The sequence below is a fragment of the Mycobacterium intracellulare ATCC 13950 genome (assembly GCF_000277125.1).
Lineage (GTDB): Bacteria > Actinomycetota > Actinomycetes > Mycobacteriales > Mycobacteriaceae > Mycobacterium > Mycobacterium intracellulare.
In genome coordinates this window covers 2,058,645-2,080,723 of the sequence record NC_016946.1, presented here as the reverse complement: position 1 = coordinate 2,080,723, position 22,079 = coordinate 2,058,645, and the positions used below count along the sequence as shown (strand labels likewise).

Sequence of the window (22,079 nt, the reverse complement as noted above, 5' to 3'; positions counted from 1 at the left end):
CTAGGAGTCCAACCTTTCGAGCATCGCGAGCGTTGAGTGGTGCGCACCGTTGGCGGCGCCGGTGCGCTCGATGGGCGGCGGCGTGGGGCCACCGGATGAGTCGGCGCGCAGCGCGTCGATCAGCTCGTTGACGGTGATGCCGCCGAGCATGCGGGCCACCGGAACCGAATTCCCGACCGTCCGCCGCAGCCGCTTACGCAAATCGAGGGCGAGTAACGAGTCCACCCCAAGGTCGATGAGGGAGGTGCCCGGGTCGATCGACAGCGAATCACCCAGATGCAGCGTCGCGGCCAATTCGGCCCGTACCACCTCGGCGAGCGGCTTCGCGACGGCGACGTCTTCTTTTGCGCCGCCGTCACCGCTGTGCGAAGCACTGAACGGCATTGGCATTCCCTGGCTTTCGAAGAACACCTGCAGCCGGTCGAAGTCGGCGTCAAAAATCAGCGGGTCGCCGTCGTAGCGGTGCAGGCTGGCCTCGATCGCCGCCTCCGGCTCCATCGCCACCAGGCCCGAGCGTTCGGTGCGGGTGATCTCGTTGCCGACCACCACCCCGGCGCCCTGCCACAGCCCCCACCGGATCGCCGTGCAGTCGCGGCCGTCGGCCCGCAGCTGGGCGGCCAGCACATCGAGCATCCGGTTGGACGCCGCGTAGGCCGCGTGGCCGTAGCCGCCCCAGGTCCCGAACACCGACGAGCAGGCGAGGATTCGGCAGTCCGGCCGCAGCGGCCAAACCTCGGCCATCAGCGCCAAACCGCGGACCTTGGCGTCGCACACGGCCGCGACATCGACACCGGTGAGGTCGGCGCGCGAGCGTGCCTGCGCGATGCCCGCGGTGTGGATCAGCAGCGACGCCCCCGAACCCGCGTGCGTCGCGGCCACGGAGGCCAGTGCGGCGCGGTCGGTGATATCGCATTGCGGGGCACGCACTTCGGCGCCGTGGCCGTCGGCGAGCTCGCGCAGCGCGGCCGGGTCCACGCCGGTGCGGCTCAACAGGGTGACGGTCCGCGCCCCGCGTTCGAGGCAGTACCGCGCGTACTGCAGGCCGATCGCCCCGCTGCCGCCGGTGATCACCACGTCGTCCAGGGCGGCGGCGTCGAGGGCCCGGCTGGTCGCCGATTCGCCGCATTCGCGGAATGTCCGGACGTGGCTTCGAACATGGCTCAGCGGCGGCTCGCCGCCCCGCAATGCCACCTCGGCCGCGTCGCCCGACAGCACGTCGGCGACGGCCCGCGCGGTCGCGGCGTCCACATCTGCCCGCTCGAGGTCGAGATGTCCGAAGGCCTGGTCGGGGAATTCGAACCCGACGCTGCGATGCATCGCCGCCAGGGCCGCCTGCGCCGGCGAGAGGTTGGTGTCGTCTCGATCGACCTGTTCGGCGCCGACGGTCAGTAGCCAGACGGCCCGGCATCGCGGCCCGATGAGCGCGGGGTAGTCGGGTAGGCCGGCATCGGGACGGGCGGCGATCTGCTCGATGGCGGCCGTGGCGTCGTGCTCGTCGAGACGCGGCGCCACGATTGCCAGGACCTCCGCCTCGTTCGGTGCCACCACGCGGCAGTCGCCTTGCGCCGCAACGGCATCGGCGAGCGAACGGGCGAGAGCGTCCGTACCGAAGAAGCCGATGTCGGGACGTGTCGCAACGGTGTGCGAGGTGGCGTGCTGCCAGTCCTCGACGGCCACGGTCGGCGCGGACGGTGAGGCCGCTTCGGTCACTCGTTCCGGCGCCGCCCAGAGGTGCACCGCGCGCATCGGCGCGTTCGGGAAGCCCCGCAGCGGAGGCTGATCAGCGTTCGGGACGGCATCGGCCCACCGGCAGCCGGGGTCGGCGGTCGCGACCGCGGCGATACTCGCCGAGAGCGACTCGGTGACCGGCCGCTCGCGGTGGCCCGAGCCGACGACAACCGACTCGTCGCCGACGATGTCGCCCAGCGGATAGAGCAGTGAGGGGTGCGCCGAGAGCTCCACGAACGTGTCGGCCCCGCAGGCGCGGGCGTACTGCACGGCAAGATCGAAGCGCACGGTGCCGCAGAGGTTTTCATACCAATAGTCCGAGAAATCGGTCCCTTCGCCCAACTCGGCACCGCGGGTGGAACCGACGAAGCGCACCGGCCCGTCCCGGAACGCCGACCGCGGCGTCAGCTCGGCCAGGCTGGCACGCAATGGCCGCAGCGCACTGGTGTGGCCCGGATAGTCGACGGACAGTTGATGGGTGAACACGTCGCGCTGTTGCGCCAGGCGCACCGCGGCGGCCACCGCGTCGTGATCGCCGGCGACCACGGTCGACGACGGGCCGTTGACCGCCGAGACCTCCACCCAGCCGGGCGCCTCGGCCAGCAGCGACTCGGCGACGTCGAGGCCGGCGCCCAGCACCGCCATCGCGTAGCGGCCCGTCAGCCGGCCGACCACGGTGGCGCGGGCGACCACGAGGGCGACGGCGTCGGGCAGCGAGATCGCCTCCGCCACATAGGCCGCCGCCACCTCGCCGAGGCTGTGGCCGATGGTGATATCGGGCAGCACACCGCAGCATCGCCATGCCTCGGCCAGGCTGACCGCGTGGGTGAACTGCGCTCCCTGAATTTCGGGACGTGACCAGCTACGCTCTTCCTCCCCCACCAGATATGGCAGCGGAGAGGCGAATCCGGCGACGACGAACTCTTCGGCGCACCGGTCGGCCGCCTCCCGGTAGGCGGGCAGCTCCCGGTAGGCGCCGGCGCCCATCGCCTGCCATTGATTTCCCTGGCCGGGGAACACGAACGCGATGCGCGGCGGCGTGGTCTTCGCGGAGTGCGTGACCAGCTCGTGTTCCTCGCCCCGCGCGATCGCCGCCAGCCCGGCGGCCAGCTCGGCGGCGTCGGCCGCGCGCAGCACGGCGCGGTGCCGGCGGGGGCGCCGCAGCCGCAGCAGGGTGGATGCGATCGCGGCGGTCGCGTTCGGCGAGTCGATGCGGCCCAGGTAATCGAGGATCGCCGCGGCGTCCCGGCGGATCAGCTCCGGGTCGTGGGAACTGAGCAGCACCGGGATGCGCCCGTCCGGCAGATGATGGGTGAGCATCAGGCGACCTCGGGAACGGAGACGATCAGATGCGCGTTGGTGCCGGCGATCCCGAATGCGGACGCCGCGGCGATGCGCTGCCCGTCGGTCGCGGGCCACGGTGTCAGGGTCTGCGCCAGCCGCAAACCCTGTTTGTCCCAGTCGATTTCGGGGCTTGCGTTGTCGGCGTGCAGCGTGGGCGGGACGGCCCCGTGTTCGGCGGAGACGAGCACCTTAGCCAGTCCCAGCGCGCCGGCGGCGGCCAACGAGTGGCCCACGTTGGACTTCACCGACCCCAGCAGCGCCCCGGCGCCGGCCTCGGTGTCGCCGTAGGTTTGTGCCAGCGAGCGCAATTCGGTGCGGTCGCCGAGCCGGGTGCCGGTGCCGTGCCCCTCGATCATGCCCACCTTGGCGGGCTTGATCCCGGCCAGGGTGATGGCCCGCTGGAAGAGGCGGACCTGGGCGTCGCCACTGGGGGCGCTGAGCCCGGCGCTGCGCCCGTCCTGGTTGATGGCGGTGGCGCGCACCTCGGCCAGGATCCGGCGGCCGGCGCGCACCGCGGCCGATTTGCGTTGCAGCACAAACATCGCCGCCCCCTCGGCCCACACGGTTCCGCTGGCCTGCGCGCTGTAGGGGCGGCAGTAGCCGTCATCGGAGAGGGCGTGTTGTTTGGAAAACTCGACGAAGAACCCCGGTGAGCCGAGCACATTGACCCCGCCCGCGATGGCCATGTCGCAGTCGTCGTTCTGCAGGGAACGCACCGCGACGTGGAAGGCCACCAGCGCGGACGCGCACGAGGAATCCAGGGTCAGTGCCGGGCCGGCCAATCCCAGCGTGTAGGCGATGCGGCCCGAGATGACGCTGAGGGCGGTCCCGGCGAGCAGATGGCCGCTGTGTTCGGAGAACCTGGCCATCTCGGGCCCGTAGCCCGTGGCGGAGGCGCCCACGAAGCACCCCACGTCGTGGCCGGCAAGGTCGTCGGGATTGATGCCGCTGTTTTCCAGGGCGCGCCAGGCCACGCGGAGCGACACCCGCTGCTGCGGGTCCATCACCACGGCCTCGCGGGGCGAGATGCCGAAGAATTCCGGGTCGAATGTGGTTGCCCCGCTGAGGAATCCACCGCGATCGTGAATCTCCTTGAAACCGCTGCGGCGCGAGCCGGCGAGCAGTTCGCGCACGGCCCACCCGCGGTCGGTGGGAAAGGGTCCCAGTGCCTCCCGGCCGTGCACCAGCAGATCCCAGTACCCTTCGGCGTTTTCGATGCCGCCGGGCGCCTCGACACCCATTCCCACGATCACCACGGGGTCGACGCTCTCGGCGTCATACGCATCGTTCGACATCGGTATCACCCGGCATTCACCTGCGCGGCGACCGCGTCGACATGGTCGTAGACGTAGAAGTGCCCGCCCTCATACAGCGACACGGCGAAGGATCCCGCGGTGTGTTTTTCCCACTGGCGCAGCACACCGGTCCCGATGCGGTGGTCGTCATGGCCACCCAACACGTGGATGTCGGCGCCGATGCGGACGTCGGGGCTCGGGTCGTAGCGATTGAAGGCCTCGTAGTCGGCGCGCACCGCGGTGGTCAGTAGTTCCGAGAACTCTTCGTCGGCAAGCAGTTCCGGGTCGGTGCCGCCCAGATCGGCGATGTCCGCCAGCAGCCCGTCGTCGCTGGTCGGCAGTTCGGGCATGTCGGCGACGACGCACGGCGGCGGACCCGCCGATACCCAGAGTTTGCGGACGGCCGCACCGTGCGTCTCGGCGACGCGGGCGAATTCGAAGGCGACGACGGCACCCATGCTGTGGCCGAACAACGTCAGCGGTGCGACGCTGGGCCATGGTGCGGCCTGGAAGAGGCCGGCGGCCAGGTCGTGCACGCTTTCGTGTGCGGGCTCGCTGAGGCGGTCGGCCCGCTGTGGATACTGCACGACGTAGGTGTCGCCGCCGGCGGCCAGCGCCGCCGCCAGCACCCGATAGCTCGCGGCGGCCGCACCGGCATGCGGGAATACCACCGTGGCGCCCGCACGGCGGTCCGCCGACCCGTCGTTGGGGCCCCGGGTCAGCTTGATCCAGGACGGGAACGTGGAAGACACGGTGATCAGATTATTCAATGTCATTGCACCGTTTACGATTTCGCGGGTTGCTGAGAGGCCGCCAGAACCGATTCGGCGTCCATGCCGATAACCTCCAGATATAGCTCGGCGACCTGGTCAAGCCGGCCGGGGTCGCGCTCACCGGCCCCGAGGACCGCGGCCAGCGCCGACACGGTTCGGTTGGCGAAGATGTCGGCGACCATGATGTCCGGCGCGTCCAGCCAGGCCCGAATTCGCGCCACCGCCTGTGTGGCCAGCACCGAGTCACCGCCGAGGGCGAAGAAGTCGTCGTCGATACCGATGTTCTGCCGGCCGAGCAGGTCGCCCACGATCGTGGCGAGCGCGGATTGAAGTGGCGTCGACGGCGCGCGGTGGCCCGGCCGCTGCGATTGCGAAACGGCGCTTTCCAATTCGCGCGCCACGGCGCGCCGGTCGAGCTTTCCGGCATCGGTGAAACCGATCCGCTCCACGACCGTGATGTGGCGCGGAATCATGTGCGCGGGAACGAGGTCGGCGAGAGCCTGCCGGATTCCCTCGGCGGTCACGGAGGCATCGTCAGCGCACACCTGCGCGGCCAGCACATCGGATTCGCCGGACACGGCGATCAACGCGGCCACCGCCGTGCGCACCCCCGGCACGCGCCGCAACGCGGTCTCGACCTCGCCGAGCTCGACGCGGTACCCGCTGATCTTGACGCGGTGGTCGGCGCGGCCGACGAATTCGAGGGTGCCGTCGGGCCAGTAGCGGACCAGATCGCCGGTGCGATACCAGATTCGGCCGTCGTGTTCGACGAAGCGTTCGGCGGTGAGATCGGGGCGTCCGCGGTAGCCGCGCGCGATACCGCGGCCGGACACCCAGTACTCGCCGGGCACCCAGTCGGGACAGTCGGCGCCGGTGTCGTCGACGACGCGGCAGGCGTTGTTGGGCAGCGGGACGCCGAAGGGCAGCGCCGTCCAGTCGTCGGGTATCGGCTCGGTCACCTCGAAAATGCTGTTGTGCACCGGGGTTTCGGTCGCACCCCCGAGTCCCGCGAAGCGCACGCCGGGGGCTTCGACCCGCAGCCGGCGCACCACCTCGGGGCGCACCCAGTCGCCTCCGGTGGGCACCACCCGCACCGAGGACAGCCGCCCGCGGCCGACCTCGACCAGCATCTCGAGCCAGCCGGGCATGAAATGCAGCACGGTGACCTGGTGGGCGTCGATGAGCCGGGCCCAGGCGTCGGGATCACGTCGCTGGACTTCGTCGACCACGACGATGGAGCCGCCGGTGCGCAGGGTGACGAACACGTCCATGACCGAGATGTCGCCCTCGAGGGTCGACAGGGCCAGGCATCGATCCGCGGGGCCGATGTCGAAGTGGCGGCCGATGAATTCCACGGTGTTCATCGCCGCGTCGTGGGTGACCTCGACGCCTTTGGGTTCGCCGGTGGAGCCGGAGGTGAACAACACGTAGGCGAGCGCGGCGGGATCGACTCTCGCTGAAGTGATCTCGGTGCTCGCGGGCGCGCCGCCGAGGATGTCGGCGAGCACCACCTCGGGCACCGGCATGGACAGGCGTTGTCCTCCGCACACCACGGCCAGGCTCACCCCGCCGGACTCGAGGATGCGCTCGGCGCGGTCGCGTGGCTGGTCGACGCCGATCGGCAGATAGACGGCACCGACGGACAGGATGCCCAGCAGCGCGGGAATCTGCTCGGCGGTTTTGGGGCCCATCACCGCGATGGTGTCCCCGGCGGTGACGCCGGCCGCACGCAGCGCGGCCGCCACGGCCAGCGCCTGGTCGCGTAGCTGCGCGTAGCTGAGGTCACCGGAACTGGCGAAGACCGCCGGCGCATCGGGTCGTTGCTCGGCTTGCCGAAAGAACCCGTCGTGCAAGGCTTCTCCGCTCGGTTCGGCGGTGCGGCCGTTGGCCGCCTCGCGCACCGCGCGCTGAGCCTCGGGCAGTGCCGGGGGGCCCGGCGCCTCCCAGGCTTCGTCGGCGGAGGCCAGCCGGAGCAGCTCGTCGATGTGATGCGCGAACATCGCGTCGATGACGCCGGCGGGGAAGACGCCTTCGCGCACATCCCAATTAACCAGGACGCCGCCGTCGAATTCGGTGACTTGCGCGTCCAGCAGCACCTGCGGCCCCTGGGAGATGATCCATCCCGGTGTGCCGAATTGGCCGGTCACGTCGGAGCTGAACAGCTCGCCGAGTCCGAGCGCGCTGGTGAAGACGACGGGCGCGAGCACCTGGGTGCCGCGATGACGGCTGAGGTCACGAAGGACCGCCAAACCGGGATAGGCCGAATGGGCGGCGGCGGTGCGCATCGCGTCCTGCACCACCTGGGCCCGTGCCGCCGCGGTGTTCGCGCGGGCGAGGTCGACGTCGAGCAGCAGCGAGGAGGTGAAGTCACCGACCAGGGAGTCGACGTCCGGGTGCAGCGCCTGGCGCCCGAACAGCGGGACGTTCAGCAGGAAGCGCGAGGTGGTCGACCAGCGCGCCAGCGTGTTGGCGAACCCCGCGGCCAGCGCCATCGCCGGGGTGAACCCGCGGGCCTGGGCGCGCGCGAAGAGCGCATCGCGGGTGTGCGGGTCCAGCCAGTGCCAGCGCCGGGTGCTTTGGTTCTCGGCGCGGCCCCCGGTGGTCGGCAGGGCGGGCGGGTCTGGCAGCTCGGGAAGGCGCCGCGCCCACCAGGCGCGGTCCGCGTCGCGGGCCGGTTGCGGCCGCGCGTCCTCGGCCTCGATGGCCTGGCGGTACTGCCGGTAGGTGTAGCCCAGTTCGGGCAGGTCGCGGCCGAGGTAGAGCGCCGCCAGGTCGGCCATCAGGGTGCGGTAGCTCATCGCGTCGGCGGCCTGCATGTCCAGGTCGACGTGCAGCCGCGACCGTTCGGCCGGCAGCAGCGTCACCGCGAGCTCGAACACCGCGCCGTCGAGCTGCTGGTTTGATTTGGCGGCGCGGATGGCGGCGAGCCGCCGGTCGGCCTCGCCGGTGCTCCGCTCGCGCAGGTCCTCGACGTGGACCGGGAAGGGGCCGAACTCGTCGGCCGGGGCGATGCGCTGGGTGCCGTCGGGCAGGAACCGCACCCGCAGCATCGGATGGCGCCGTGCCAGCGCGGTGGCCGCGGCGCGCAGGCGTTCCGGATCGATTCCTCTGCCGTCGAATTCGACGTAGAGGTGTCCCGCGACGCCGCCGAGCTGCTGGTTTTCCTGGCGGCCGACCCACATCGCGTGCTGCATCGGGGCCAGCGAAAAGGGCTCGTCCTCCCCGGACCGCGCAGCGTCCGCGGGTGCATCGGCGGGCTCGGCCGGCCGATCAGCGCTCGGCTTGCCGGCGTTGACCAATTCCGCCCAGGCCTCGACCGTCGGCGTTTCGGCGAGCGTGGCGAAGTCGACGGCGATGCCCTGGCGGCGCCAGCGCCCGGCCAGGGTCATGATCCGGATCGAGTCCAGGCCCTGACCGATGAGGTTGCTACCCGGCTGAACTGCATCGACGTCGACGCCGAGGAGTTCGGCCACCTCCGCCCGGATGTCCTCCGAGCGTGCCGGGGCGTGCACCACAGACCCTCCCTGAATTAGCACAGGCTGCCCTAATTTTTTGGTTACCCTATCCTTACTCCGTGCATCCCCGCTACTAAGCCCCCGTCTAAGGAGCCATGACCCCGAACACAACGCCGCCGGCCGGAGTCCTCAACGGGTTCGTGCCCTTCCCCGCTGATCGCGCCGCCGCCTACCGGGCGGCCGGCTATTGGGCGGGACGGACGCTGGACACGATCCTGACCGACGCGGCTCGGCAGTGGCCCGATCGAACCGCGGTGCGCGACGCCGTGGGCGGTACCGGCTTCAGTTATGCGGACCTCGACGACCAGGCTAACCGCGCGGCCGGCGGCCTGCGGGCACTGGGTATCGCGCCGGGCGACCGGGTGCTGCTGCAGTTGCCGAACAGCTGCCAGTTCGCGGTGGCCTTATTCGGGTTGCTGCGGGCGGGGGCGGTCCCGGTGATGTGCCTGCCGGGACACCGGGCCGCCGAGCTCGGGCATTTCGCCGCGGTCAGCGCGGCCACCGGTCTGTTGATCGCCGATACCGCGGCGGGTTTCGACTATCGCACGATGGCGCTCGGCCTCATCGAGGAACACCCCACGCTGCGGCACGTCATCGTCGACGGCGACCCGGGGCCGTTCACCTCGTGGGCGCAGTTGTGCGAGCAGGCGCCCGGCCCGCCGTCCTCGGCCGACCCGGGATCGCCTGCGCTGCTTCTGGTTTCCGGCGGGACCACGGGCACACCCAAGCTCATCCCCCGCACCCACGACGATTACGTGTTCAACGCGACGGCCAGCGCCGAACTCTGCCGGCTCACCTGCGATGACGTCTATCTGGCGGTGCTGTCGGCCGGACACAATTTTCCCCTCGCCTGTCCTGGCCTGCTCGGCGCGATGACGGTGGGCGCCACCACCGTCTTCGGCACCGATCCCAGCCCCGAGGCGGCCTTCGCCGCCATCGACCGCCACGGCGTCACGGTCACCGCCCTGGTGCCGGCCCTGGCCAAACTGTGGGCGCAGGCCTGCGAGTGGGAACCGGTGACTCCAAAAACCTTGCGGCTCTTACAAGTCGGTGGCGCCAAGCTGGAGCCCGAGGACGCCCGCCTGGTGCGCACCGCCTTGACGCCGGGCCTGCAGCAGGTGTTCGGGATGGCCGAGGGGCTGCTGAACTACACGCGCCCCGACGATCCGCCCGAACTCACCGAGCACACGCAGGGCCGGCCGTTGTCCGCCGCCGACGAACTGCGCGTCGTCAATGCGGCCGGCGAGCCCATGCCCCCCGGCGAGGAAGGCGAATTGCTGGTCCGCGGACCCTACACGTTCAACGGCTACTTTCGCGCCGAGCGCGACAACGAGCGCTGCTTTGACGCGCAAGGCTTCTTCCGCAGCGGTGACCTGGTCCGGATCACCGACGACGGCTACGTCGTGGTCACAGGCCGCGTCAAAGACGTCATCTGCCGCGGCGGCGAAACCATCTCCGCGGCGGACCTCGAGGAGCAGATGCACAGCCACCCGGCGATCTTCTCGGCGGCCGCGGTGGCGCTCCCCGACCCTTATCTGGGCGAGAAGATCTGTGCGGCAATAGTTTTCAACGGTCCTGAGCTATCGCTCGCGGAGCTTAACGGCTACCTCGACGGGCGTGGCGTGGCCGCGCACGCGCGTCCCGACGTCTTGGTTCCGATGACCACGCTGCCCACCACGCCGATCGGCAAGATCGACAAAAAGGCGATCGCCGGCCAGATTTCGGCGCGCTAGCACCACGACGTGCGTATGGTAGCCGCGATCACTAGTTGGTTTGCAAGGGCGCTGGGTTCACCGAGTGTATGGACGAAACATGAACCAAATCCGTACCTAGGCCCCACACTCGGCGCGGCCCTGTCCGCCTCAGGGCCACCTACCCGCGATCACCCATCGCCGCGTAAAGCTTCGCCAGCAATTCCGCCGTAGTCGCGAAGTCCATGCAGGCGTCGGTGACGGATTGGCCGTATGTCAGTTCGCCGCTGAGCGATTGGGCGCCGGCCACCAAAAAGCTCTCCAGCATCAGGCCGGCGATGCCGCGCTCGCCCACCGCGATGCGCGCGCTCACCTCGGCGGCGACCTCGGCCTGTCGCACGTGGTCTTTGGCGGAGTTGGCGTGTGAGCAGTCGATCATGACCAGCTCGGACAGCCCAACCTTGCGCAGCCGTTCGATGGCCGTGACCACCGAGGCCGCATCGTAATTCGGGCCGGCGGTACCGCCCCGCAGGATCACGTGGCAGTCGGGATTGCCCATGGTCTCGACGACGGCCGCGCGGCCCACGTCGTCGGTCCCGAAGAAATGGTGGGGCGCCGCCGCAGCTTTGACGCCGTCGATGGCGACTTGGATGTTGCCATCGGTGCCGTTCTTGAATCCGATCGGCATCGACAGCCCCGATGCCAACTGGCGGTGCACCTGCGACTCGGTGGTCCGCGCGCCGATGGCGCCCCAGGCGACGGCGTCGGCGATGTACTGCGGGCTGGTGGGCTCCAAGAATTCGCAGCCCACCGGGAGGCCGACGTCGATGATGTCGAGCAACAACCCTCGTGCGGTGCGGATCCCACGTTCCACGTCGAAGCTGCCGTCCATGGCGGGGTCGTTGATGAGCCCCTTCCACCCGACGGTGGTGCGCGGCTTTTCGAAGTAGACCCGCATCACGATCTTCAGCCGTTCGGCGTACCGGGTCGCAAGCGGGGCGAGCCTGTGTGCGTAGTCGAGCGCGGCGGCCGGATCGTGCACCGAGCACGGGCCGACCACGAGTAGCAGGCGGTCGTCGTGGCCGGCCAGGATTGCCGACATCTCGTCGCGGTCGCGCTGGACGGCCTCGGCGCGTGCGGGTGTCAGTGGCAGTTCGGTGCGAATCGCGGCCGGAGCCGAGAGTTCTCGGAACGAGACGATCCGATGGTCGGACGTGTCGACAGCTGTGGTGACGTCGGTGAGGGACATGGTGGGTGTGTCTTTCTGTGTTGGCTGCCAGGGCACGCCCGCTGGTTCCCGATGCCCTGAAAAGCGAAAAGCAGCGACCGTGTGGTCACTGCTGGGCTCCGGGTCTCAGTCGTGCGGGTGCGTCAACCAGACGCCTCACCGCCGGCTCCGCCCGGAGCCTCGATAAAGCGCCAATACGCGCGCACGCCGATGTTCACGACGGCGAACATACCACGTGGGGCTCGACCACTTGACAGCCCGTTACGGCATCCGAGGGCCACAGACAGGCGTGAAGCCATGTGCGACCGCAAAGCCGTTGTCACCGAGCCTAATCCAGATCGAGTGCGGCGATCTGGTCGAGAAAAGCCCGTGCGGGCGCCGACGCACTCGCGGACACCGCGATGCCCAGACGCCGTTCGGTCAGGGGCAACAGCGGCCGCACTACGACACCGGGCAGCTCGGGGAGGCCGGCGCTGGGCAGGATGCTCACGCCCAACCCGGCTCGCACGATTTCGAGCGTCGCCCCGATCTCGCGGGCTTCGAAGGCCAGGTCGAATTCGATGCCCTGCCGCCGCGCAATCGGCATGAACACATCGGCGCAGCCGCCGGTGCCGCGAACAAAAGGCTCCCTGGCCAGGTCGGCGTAGGTGACGATGTCCTTGGCCGCCAGCCGGCTGTTGGCCGGCACCACCGCGACCATTTCTTGCACGCCGAGTACCGCCGCGTCGAGGCCCTTGCTCGGCAAGCTGACCACACCGGCTTCGGCGGCGCCTTGGTCGAGCCAGTCCAAGATTTCTTCCTTGCTCCCCTCCAGCAGCCGAATGGTGACGGCCGGATGCCGCCGGGCGAAGGTCCTTAGTTGCGGCGCGATGAGCGTGGCGGTCGCTGTCGGCAGACTGGCCAGACTCAGCGTCCCGGTGATGTCGCCCGCCAATCCGGCGACTTCGGTGCGCATCAACGTCAACTGCCGCACCGCTTCCCGCGCATGCGTCAGCGCAACGGCTCCGGCTTCGGTCAACGCGAGGCCATCCCGGCGGCGCATGAACAGCGGCAACCCCAATTCTTTTTCGAGGGTGGCGACCGTGCGGCTGACGGCCGGCTGCGAGAGTCCCAGCCGTCGGCTCGCCGCCGTGAAGCCGCCCTGGTCGACCACCGCAATAAACGTCTTGAGCTGCGACAACGTCGTCATCGGTCCTCCATAAGGCCAAAGTCATCAGCCATATCAACAACGTTATGTCTGATTGGCTTTCCAAAACGTTTAAGTAATCATGAAATACGTGCCAAGGAGGACACCATGACCGCAAAGCGAGTGCTGATCACCGGGGCGTCGAAGGGAATCGGCCGGGCCGTCGCCGACCGTCTCGCGGTGTCGGGCGACATGCCGGTTGGCCTCGCGCGCGCCAGGCCGGACGACTTCCCGGGTGAGTTCTACGCGGTGGACCTCACCGACCGCGCCGCCACCGACGCGGTACTCGAGCGAGCCCTGCGGGATGGGCGCGTCGACGCCGTGGTCAACAACGTCGGCGTCGCGCGGTTCGGCCGGATCGGTTCGATCGAGTTGGATGACCTGTTCACCACCTACGACCTGAACGTGCGCACCGCGGTGCAGGTCGTGCAAGCGGTGCTGCCCGGGATGCTGTCGGCCGGGTGGGGCCGCATCGTCAATGTCACGAGCATGACGACACTGGGCACCGCGGAGCGCACGCCCTACGCCGCCACCAAAGGGGCGCTGGAAGCGTGCACGCGGATCTGGGCGGGAGAGCTCGCGCAGTCCGGCATCACGGTCAACGCGGTGGCGCCCGGGCCGATCGAAACCGAGATGTACCGCGAGCTCAGTCCGGCCGGATCCGAGCGCGAAGCGCGTCTCCTGCAAACCATTCCGCTGCGCCGGCTTGGCGCACCGCGCGAGATCGCGCACGCCATCTGCGCATTGCTGGACGAGGACGCCGGCTATATCACCGGTCAGATCATTCGCGCCGACGGCGGCGGCAGCATTGCCGCGTGACGATGCCGGGCACCAAGGCTTTCGCTGCGAAGGAGAATCCCATGAGCCACAACGTGTTACAGAATGTCATCGCACCCGAGGAGATCGTCTGGCACGAGACCGGTCTGGGACCGAGTTTCTGGGTCAGTGACGAGCTGGCCGGCGATAACTACTCCACACGTTTCAGTGCGCAGTTGACGAAGTTCGGCCCCGGCGGGGGATCCTCGCCGCATCATCACGATTACAACCATGCTTTCTGTTTCCTGCGCGGGGCCGGCCTCGTTCAGCTGGGCGAGCATTGCTGGGAGACCAAGGCGGGCACCTTCGTCAAGGTGCCCGCCTACGTCGTGCACAGTCTGAAAAACGTCGGTTCTGACGAACTCGTTTTCCTGGTCATCTACGACCCGCCGCACGTGGCGACAGATTAGCCAATCGCGTTGGTGCGCAACGCGCTAAGGAGTCTGTCCATCACCACGCCGGCGTCCGCCCGCGCCTGGTGGTAATCGTCCGCACGCGCGATGTAGAGCGTCGCTTCGCGCAGCGCCCCCATGATCGTCAGGGCCGTCGCCTCGATCGGCTGGCGCGGGATGCTGCCCGACTCAATGGCCTCGGTCAGCAGCGCCGTGACGAATCCGATGTTGTACCGGTGCCCGATGGCGCTCCAGCGTTCCCATCCCAGCACCGCCAGCGCCTCGAGCAAAACGATGCGTTGAATCTCGGGATCGGCGCACGCGTCCAACCACAGGGCGGCGCACAGCCGCATGATCTCGACGGGATCGCCGTGCCCCGCCGCCGCGACGGCGTCTCCCATTCGGGCGGCCATCTCCCCCTCCACCTGCTCGAACACCGCCGCGAATAGCTCTGTCTTGTCGGCGAAATGGTGATACAGGGCGCCGCGGGTCACCCCTGCGTTGCGAACGATCGTTTCCAGGGATGCGTCGGCAAACCCCAACGACGCAAACAACGGCCGGGCGGCAGCGACCAGCGCTTCACGCGTGCCGGCCGCGCGCTCTGCCTGTGTGCGACGACCGCCCTTCGCCATCAATCCCCGCCTCTCACGTGTGCATTCTCATACATACCGCGCGGAGGTCGTGGGATGTCCCGCCCGACGGCGTAGCGTCGAGGTCCGCGGTGGACTCAAAACACCCTGAGCCGGCGAATCACGTTCAGAGTCGATGGATCCCCTTCGGCTTGAACGCCCAAGCTTTCCCAGGTACCGCGCTGGGTAACCCACCGCACGAAGGCTTGCGAATCAGACGTGATGTGCGAGGCGACATCGTCGTGGTCGCCGATGCGGAGGGTCCGAGCGCACAGGCCGTCGAGGCGAAGCTCCACGCCTGTCTGTAACTCGTTGAGCAGACTCGTGTTCTGCTGCGGCAGGGCCGCTTCGATCCAATCGAGGGTGGGCGCGAGCCGTAGCTGGTCGACGGGCGGCGGTGCACCTTGCAGCGGCCCACCCGGAGAACAAAGGTCGTACCGGATGTGGACGAAGGCTTCGAAGACGAAGGTTGTCGGCACGACCGACGCCGGATAGGTGCCGACATCGCCTATCGGAATGTCGACGTCCTGACCTTCGATGGCGGCGAGCACCTCTAGACCCCGCGCGCTCACCGATTCGTAATCGGCCACGACCTCTTGGGGGGTCATCGAGCGTCGCGACTCGACATAGATGTCCGCCGCGCGCTCGGCCGGCAAATCGCCGGGATCGGGCAGGGCCGATGGGTCGACCGCCAACCAGAAGCTGCACGCCATATGGGACACGAGATCCTGCACCGACCAACCCGAACACCCACTGTCCTTGGCCCACATCGAATCCGGCATCTGCGAGCAAAGCTCCAAAACGGTCCTACGTTCTTCCGCTATGGCCTCGAGCACGGCACTCATGATCCCACCTCCGCATACATACAGTATGTATTAACATACACACGGTATGTATGTGATGCAAGGGGAACATCGAAGTTGGTATCGACCGGCCAAAGACGTCGGCCTTCCCGCATTCGTAGGGGGCCGCCCGTGTCAGATTGAGCCGGCGTGTGCGGCGACCAAAGGCGCTGTCGCGCGGCGTGATCGGCGTACCGGCAGCCCGAATCCGACCATCGCATCGAGGATGGCCTGGCTTCGGCGGGTGATCACATGGTCGTCCACGGGCGCCGGGCGCGGGATCTGGGCGGCCACCCCGATGATCGCCGACCCTACGATGTGCCACATCTCCGTGACCGCGACGGCGCCGTTGCTGATTGCGTGCACGGAGTCGAACAGCCGCGACAGACTTCGGTGGCAGCGATGCGCCACCCAAATCGCCAGTGCCGCTTCGTTCGGCAGCGTGAGCACGCCTTCTCGGCGCGGGCGCCGCCCGAAGGCATCGCCACTGCGCGCGGCCGCGCAGGGATCGTCGGGCAGCACGCGCAGCGTGGGGTCCACCACCGCGGCCCAATCGATTGCACCGTCGCGATCGCGGTGCAGCCAGAGATTCTCCAGGCCGACGTCCCAGGCTCTTCCTTCCAGCAGCACCAGCGGCAGCATCCGACCGATGATCTCGTGGATGAGGCTGGCCACCAGTTGCCGCGTGGCGGCGTGGGGACCGATGTTTTTCGCCGCATCGTCGAACATCGCCCGCAGCAACGCGTCGGTCCGCTGTGAATCGAGAGGCCACCAGCGCTGTCGCGAGACATCGTCGAGCACGGCGATGCCATACACCAAGGGACACCCGGGAAAGAGTGCGCGCAGGCGACGGCTGGACTCATGCACCGGAAGCTCCCGGCGGATGTCCATCCCCGATATCAGCGGATGGTGAATCGCGGTGCGCATGTGAGCAACCTCCGTGTCAGTTAGGTTAGGCTACCCTATCCTAGGTCTGGATCGGGCGGTGCTCCCGCCCGGTCAGCGACACAGGTCCGCGCACACAGAGGAAGCGACCATGACCGCCCAACCGAAGTTTTCACTGATCGTGGGCTACGGCACCGACATGGGTAACGCCGAAGACGCGGCCATGTCGTTCGCCGAGGCCGTCCAGGAAGCCATGGGCATCGAATCGGAAGCGGTGGAACTCAACCAGGTCGAAATCGCCGACCTGCAATCGGCGAGCCATTTCATCGTGGTCACCTCGACGTTCGGCGACGGCGAGTTCCCCGACAGCGCCGCGTTGTTCTGGGAGGCGATCAGCGCCGAAAGCGCCGACCAGCTCGACCATTTGAAGTTCGCCGTGCTGGCGCTCGGCGACAGCAGTTACGAACTGTTCTGCAATGCCGGCCGGCTCCTCGACGAGCGCCTGCAAGCGCTGGGAGCGGTCAGGCTGACCGCGCGTGTCGATGTGGACGGCGCCTACCAGCAACTCGCGACGGCGTGGACGGGCGACCTGGTCAAGCTGCTGGCCGCCGACCGCGCTCATGCGGGACCGCGTGTCGCGACGGTTGCCAAGGAGGCAACGGCCGCTCCTCCCCCGCCGAGCCGGGATCACCATCAACGTTTCGAGGCACCGATAGTCGTGAACCGGCTGCTCAGCGCGCCGGGTTCGGAGAAGGAGGTTCGTCACTACGAGTTGGACCTCACCGGCGCCGGAATCGCCTACAGCGCCGGCGATTCGATCGCGGTGCATGTCGCCAACGACCCCGACTTGGTCGACGCAGTGCTCGCCGAACTCGATGCGGGCCCCGACCATGCGGTGGCCGGCTACGACGAGCCGCTCGGCGTCCTGCTGACCCACCACCTGGATATTCGGGCTCCGTCGCGGGCGCTGCGGGCGCTGGTGGCATCCCGCGCCGGGGATGCCGACGCGGTCGCCGCCCTCGCCGGTGACGGAACCGCGAAGCCCGGCACGTGGTTGTACGGCAGGGACGTGCTCGACCTGATCAGGCTGGGCGAGCTGAGTGTGGACGAACTCGTGGACAACTTGCGTCCCTTGCAATTCCGTGACTATTCGATCGCGTCGAGCCCGGTGGTCCATCCCGATCGCGCGCATTTGACGGTGGCGACGGTGCGGTACACCGCCCGTGGGCGCCGGTATGGCGGGGTGGCCTCGACCTTCCTGGCCGACCGCAGCGAGACGGCACGCGTGCACCTGCGACCGAATCACACCTTCCGCCTGCCCGGCGCTGACGTCCCGATCATCATGGTCGGTCCGGGGACCGGCATTGCGCCGTTCCGCGGCTTTCTGCAGGAACGGCAGGCGACCGGGGCGCCGGGTCGGGCGTGGCTGTTCTTCGGCGCGCGGAATCGGGCGCTGGACTTCCTCTACGCCGACGAACTGCACGGCTTCCGGGAATCGGGCGTGCTCACGCGACTCGACCTGGCGTTCTCCCGCGACAACAAGGATGCCACGAAACAGTATGTGCAGCACCGCATGTGGGAGAACGCCGCGGAAATCTTCGGCTGGCTCGAAGAGGGTGCGCACGTGTACGTGTGTGGCGACGCCGAGCGAATGGCCAAGGACGTCGACGAGGCGTTGCGAGCGCTGGTGGCCCACGCCGGCGCGATGAAGGCCGAGGCCGCCCACGCCTATGTCAACGAGCTGATCAAGAATCACCGGTACGTGCGCGACGTCTACTGACGGCCGGTGTTCACTGACTCACGGCGGTGGGATATTCCGGGCGCCAACGCACCTCGGCGATACGGTCGGCGAGCTCCGCGTCGCCGCGCGTCGGGGCGACGCCGTCCACCACGGCCTGCATGGCGACCGCGTGCGCGATGCGGACGGCGACATCGGGCACGTCCGACCAAGCGGGCAGCAACGGCCGGTCGGGGTCCGCGAGGGCGGGCGACGCCTCGCCCAACGTCTCCGCGGCGACGCGCATCATCTCGTCGGTGACCCGGGTCGCCTGGGCAGCTGTGACGGCCAAACCCATCGCGGGGAAAATATAGACGTTATTGCATTGGGCGACAGGGCGTTCCACCCCGTCGCGGCGCAGCGGCGCGAACGGCGATCCGGTGGCGATCAGGGCACGCCCGTCGGTCCACCGATCCAACTCCGCCGGGTGCGCCTCGGCCCGGCTCGTCGGGTTGGACAGCGGGAAGATGATCGGTCGGTCAGTCTTGCCCGCGAGTTCCCGCACGATCGCTTCGGTGAACGCGCCCGCGGCGGTGGACAAGCCGAGCAGCACGCCGACGTCGACACGGTGGACGACATCGGCGAGCCGGGCGCGCCCGGACACGCCCCAGCCCGCCACCCGGGCGGCCGGCTGGGCAAACCCGCGCTGCGCGGCGGACAGATCGGTGCGGTCATCGGTGAGGAGCCCTTCCACGTCGACGACCCAGATGCGCTCCGAGGCAGCGCCTTCGGACAATCCCTCGTTCACCATTTGGCGGCGAATCATGTCGAGCACACCGATGCCGGCCGAGCCGGCGCCGAGCATGACAACCTGTTGCTGCGACAGGGGGCGTCCCGCGACCTTGGCGGCACCGTGCAGCGCCCCAACGGTGACGGCGGCGGTCCCCTGGATGTCGTCATTGAAGGTAAGGAGTTCGTCGCGGTAGCGAGCGAGGATCGGCTGCGCATGTGTGGACGCGAAGTCCTCCCATTGCAGCAGCACATGGGGTAGCTGCCTGCGTACCGCGGCGACGAACTTGTCGATGAACGCGTAGTAATCGTCGTCGTCGACGCGTCGGTGCCGCCATCCCAGGTACCGAGGGTCATCAAGCAGTTCGCTGTTGTCGGTTCCCACATCGAGCACGATCGGCAGTGTGCGAGCGGGGTCGATGCCGCCAATGAGGGTGTAGAGGGATAGCTTTCCGATCGGGATGCCCATGCCGCCGATGCCCTGATCGCCCAGGCCGAGGATCCGCTGCCCGTCGGTCACCACGATCACGTCGACCTCGCGCTGGGGCCGATTGTTGAGCACCTCGTCCAGGCAGTCCCCCTCGGCGTAGGACACGAATAATCCCCGCGGCCGGCGGTAGATCTCGCTGAAACGCTGACAGGCCTCCCCCACCGTGGGCGTGTAGACGATCGGCAGAGCCTCGGGGATGTGGTCGAGCAAAACCCGGTAGAACAACGTCTCGTTGCGGTCCTGCAACGCCCGCAGATAGATGTGTTTGTCGAGATCGTCGCGGCGCGTGGAGAATTCGTGCCAGCAGTGCTCGGCCTGTTGCTCGAGGGTCTTGACCGTCGTCGGCAGCAGACCCATCAGGCCCAATCGCCGTCGCTCGTCCTCGGTGAAGGCGGTGCCCTTGGTGGTCAGGGCATCGAACAGCCTGGCCGGCCCCCGGAGCTCATCGGGCATCGTCAACGTCCCTTCTGTACGAATCTCGCGGGAGGGGAACGAGGGAGTGTCCGAACCATCATCGATGATCCCGGGCTGTTTGTCTGCGCGTAACCCGGCGCCAAAGCCGTCAAAGTGTCAGTGCGCTGCCAAAACGACCTGGGCCTGGGCTCGTCGAATGCCTTGAGGGGCATAGGGGAACGATGCGTTCTCAGATGTGAGGAAGCCCTCGACGCTCCCTATTGACCGGATTCCCAGTTGGCCGCAGTTTGCTGCCGGAGTCGGGAATCGGCCCGAATCCCATGCGAGGCTTCGCATCAACGGGAGCATGTGATGCAGCGCCACGGAACTTATGCGGATCGTGTGATTGTTTGCCCGACTCACCGGTGCAAGAAAGGTTTTGCTGACACTATTCCAATACGGCCATACATCACGATATGGTAACCGAAGCGCCGTTTCGGCAGGCCCAGCATCGTCTCGGGTGGCCTCGCCGAGACAGCGCCGCTCTGTGGGTGGGAATCGACAGATTGGGTCATCGCGTCGAGAGAAATGCTTGTTCGGCCAACGGTTCTGTGTTAACCGCGCGATTTAATTCGGCTCCCTGTCGTTGACTACCTCACACGGGCACACCATGGGTTGTCAGAAGTTCCTGAGAGATTGCTCGGGCCCGAGAGGGGAATTCTATGATTGCGCCGCGGGTGCGCCGGCGGGTCATGACTTTGCGCCGCTTGACAACATGCGGGTCGCCAACTCACATCACGGTGAACTTATTCCCTCGCGCGCATTGGTCGACGCATCCGGCGGTGCGGCGATCGGGAGGCCCGCGTAACGGGGCTCCTCGGGTCCTCAACTTGTTCAGCAACTCATGCGCTGTGCCATTAAGGTCATCCGAACTGGCGTCACCAGCTGACGGACGAAAGGTAGCGCATGTTCTTGGGAACGGTTGAGGACTGGACGGCCGAGGGCACCGTCGTATCCTGGTACCCCACCGCGACCACCTACCGGCGTGTTGCCGAAGCGCAATACCATCCGGCGCCGGTGAGTTATCAGCAGTCGCAGCATCTTCGATACTACCGACGCCAGGTCAGCCGGGGTCGTGATATCCCACGGTTGTGCATTGGGGCCTGGGAAATCAGCGGTGTCTGTGATATCGATGCGATGACCTACGCGGTGAATGCGCACCTGCGGCGGCACGACACCTACCACGACCGGTTCGCCTTCGGTGACGACGACGAGGTCCTTCGCTACGTCATTGCCGAGCCGGAGGTCATCACTTTGGCGCCAACGGATCTCGGAAAGATGGGACCGCCGCAGATCCGCAAACTCCTGCTCGACACGCCCGATCCCCTGCAATGGGACTGCTTCACCTTCGGCGTCATCCAGGGTGATGACCGGTTCACGGTCCTGATCGCCGTCGACCACCTGCGCGCCGACGGTATGTCGGCCGGGGTGATCTTCCTCGACATCCAGACGATGTACTTCAGCGCGTTGCAGCAGGCACAGTGTCCGCTGGCACCCGCCGCCAGCCATCGCGAATACAGCGCGAATCAGCATGCGTACACCAGGGGCCTGACCGAAGAGTCACCCGAGATCCGTTCGTGGCGAGCCTTTCTCGCGGCGAACAACGGGGCGCTGCCGAAATTTCCGCTGGAACTTGGCGAGGCGGCCGCCGATACCCCGGGGGCCATCGACGTGTTCGACCTGATCGATGACGACCAGGGAGGGCGGTTCGAAGCGGCCTGCCGCGCCGCGGGCGCGCGTTTCAGCGGTGGCGTGTTCGCCTGCGCCGCCCTGACCGAGCACCGGTTGACGGGCGCCGCAACGTATTTCGGCCTCACCCCATTCGACAACCGGCGGGATCCCGCCCACGCCACCGCGGTCGGATGGTTGGCCAGTTTTGTCCCGTTGGCAATTCCGACCGCCGGCGCTTCGTTCGACGAGGTCGTCAGCGCCGCCCAGGCATCGTTCGATGCAAACACGGCTTTGGGTGCCGTGCCGTACTACCACTTGCTCGAGTCGCCTGACGAATCGTCAGGCCCCATCGAGGTTCCGGACCGTCCGGTCCCGATGCTGTCGTACATCGATATTCGCAAGTTGCCGTTCGGCGACTACTTCGACGGTCTGCGTGCCGGGGTGTGGGGCGATAACAGGCTGTCGGAGACGGTGTGCATGTGGGTCAATCGCATGCACGACAAAACGCAGCTGGTGGTCGCTTACCCCGGCACCGACGTCGCGCGTAGGTCGGTCTCCCGCTACGTCGAGACGATCCGCGCCGAGTTCACCCGGGTGGCCGACGCCGGGCTGAACACAGATGCGTGACGCGGAAT

At 68.0% G+C, this 22,079-nt stretch carries 15 protein-coding genes; 5 read left to right on the top strand and 10 right to left on the bottom strand.

The annotated features are described in order from the left end of the window. From mbtD to OCU_RS34765, 4 genes are read right to left on the bottom strand one after another with little or no spacing between them, the layout of a single operon-like run. Positions 1 to 3,048, bottom strand: coding sequence for a mycobactin polyketide synthase MbtD (gene mbtD / locus OCU_RS34780; protein ID WP_014379794.1), 3,048 nt, complete (start codon positions 3,046 to 3,048; stop codon positions 1 to 3). Beyond that, entirely contained in the window at positions 3,048 to 4,367 is a 1,320-nt protein-coding gene (locus tag OCU_RS34775; protein ID WP_050782800.1) for a beta-ketoacyl [acyl carrier protein] synthase domain-containing protein, read from the bottom strand. Before OCU_RS34775 ends, mbtD begins: the two co-directional genes overlap by 1 nt. Positions 4,368 to 4,372: 5 nt before the next feature. After that, positions 4,373 to 5,143 carry a thioesterase II family protein gene (locus OCU_RS34770; protein WP_009955701.1) on the bottom strand — a complete coding sequence of 257 codons (771 nt, stop codon included), beginning with the start codon at positions 5,141 to 5,143 and terminating at the stop codon, positions 4,373 to 4,375. Positions 5,144 to 5,151: 8 nt separating this feature from the next. Then, a complete protein-coding gene (locus OCU_RS34765) occupies positions 5,152 to 8,655 on the bottom strand; it encodes a non-ribosomal peptide synthetase (RefSeq protein ID WP_014379793.1) in 3,504 nt (1,167 codons plus the stop codon). 95 nt (positions 8,656 to 8,750) lie between these two features. On the opposite strand from OCU_RS34765, the gene OCU_RS34760 reads away from it, so the two are divergent. Continuing rightward, positions 8,751 to 10,388: a (2,3-dihydroxybenzoyl)adenylate synthase gene (locus OCU_RS34760; RefSeq protein ID WP_014379792.1), complete on the top strand. Its 1,638-nt coding sequence runs from the start codon at positions 8,751 to 8,753 to the stop codon at positions 10,386 to 10,388. Between the two features lie 139 nt (positions 10,389 to 10,527). Here OCU_RS34760 and OCU_RS34755 read toward each other — a convergent pair whose 3' ends face one another. Together OCU_RS34755 and OCU_RS34750 are read right to left on the bottom strand one after the other, a co-directional pair. Further along, positions 10,528 to 11,595 (bottom strand): 3-deoxy-7-phosphoheptulonate synthase, encoded by a 1,068-nt coding sequence (locus OCU_RS34755; RefSeq protein ID WP_014379791.1) that lies wholly within the window; start codon positions 11,593 to 11,595, stop codon positions 10,528 to 10,530. Positions 11,596 to 11,902: 307 nt separating this feature from the next. After that, positions 11,903 to 12,763 (bottom strand): LysR family transcriptional regulator, encoded by an 861-nt coding sequence (locus OCU_RS34750; RefSeq protein WP_014379790.1) that lies wholly within the window; start codon positions 12,761 to 12,763, stop codon positions 11,903 to 11,905. 105 nt (positions 12,764 to 12,868) lie between these two features. Between OCU_RS34750 and OCU_RS34745 the strand changes: the two genes are divergently transcribed. Then, a complete protein-coding gene (locus OCU_RS34745) occupies positions 12,869 to 13,579 on the top strand; it encodes an SDR family oxidoreductase (RefSeq protein WP_009976223.1) in 711 nt (236 codons plus the stop codon). 41 nt (positions 13,580 to 13,620) lie between these two features. Next, positions 13,621 to 13,986, top strand: a complete 366-nt coding sequence (locus OCU_RS34740; protein WP_014379789.1) for a cupin domain-containing protein — start codon at positions 13,621 to 13,623, stop codon at positions 13,984 to 13,986. Here OCU_RS34740 and OCU_RS34735 read toward each other — a convergent pair. From OCU_RS34735 to OCU_RS34725, 3 genes are all read right to left on the bottom strand, one after another. Next, positions 13,983 to 14,600, bottom strand: coding sequence for a TetR/AcrR family transcriptional regulator (locus OCU_RS34735; RefSeq protein ID WP_009955693.1), 618 nt, complete (start codon positions 14,598 to 14,600; stop codon positions 13,983 to 13,985). The genes OCU_RS34740 and OCU_RS34735 overlap by 4 nt on opposite strands. Positions 14,601 to 14,695: 95 nt before the next feature. Further along, entirely contained in the window at positions 14,696 to 15,379 is a 684-nt protein-coding gene (locus OCU_RS34730) for a maleylpyruvate isomerase family mycothiol-dependent enzyme (RefSeq protein ID WP_014379788.1), read from the bottom strand. Between the two features lie 195 nt (positions 15,380 to 15,574). After that, entirely contained in the window at positions 15,575 to 16,366 is a 792-nt protein-coding gene (locus OCU_RS34725; protein WP_009955689.1) for a hypothetical protein, read from the bottom strand. Positions 16,367 to 16,475: 109 nt separating this feature from the next. Here OCU_RS34725 and OCU_RS34720 point away from each other — a divergent pair, with 109 nt between their 5' ends. Then, positions 16,476 to 18,104: a diflavin oxidoreductase gene (locus tag OCU_RS34720; protein ID WP_009955688.1), complete on the top strand. Its 1,629-nt coding sequence runs from the start codon at positions 16,476 to 16,478 to the stop codon at positions 18,102 to 18,104. Between the two features lie 10 nt (positions 18,105 to 18,114). Here the strand turns inward: OCU_RS34720 and OCU_RS34715 are convergent, their stop codons facing one another. Then, complete coding sequence (locus OCU_RS34715; protein ID WP_014379786.1) at positions 18,115 to 19,773, bottom strand: NAD-dependent malic enzyme; 1,659 nt, start codon at positions 19,771 to 19,773, stop codon at positions 18,115 to 18,117. 906 nt (positions 19,774 to 20,679) lie between these two features. On the opposite strand from OCU_RS34715, the gene OCU_RS34710 reads away from it, so the two are divergent. Continuing rightward, the gene (locus OCU_RS34710; RefSeq protein ID WP_014379785.1) at positions 20,680 to 22,071 is read left to right on the top strand and encodes a condensation domain-containing protein; all 1,392 of its coding nucleotides are present in this window, start codon (positions 20,680 to 20,682) and stop codon (positions 22,069 to 22,071) included. Positions 22,072 to 22,079: the final 8 nt, after the last annotated feature.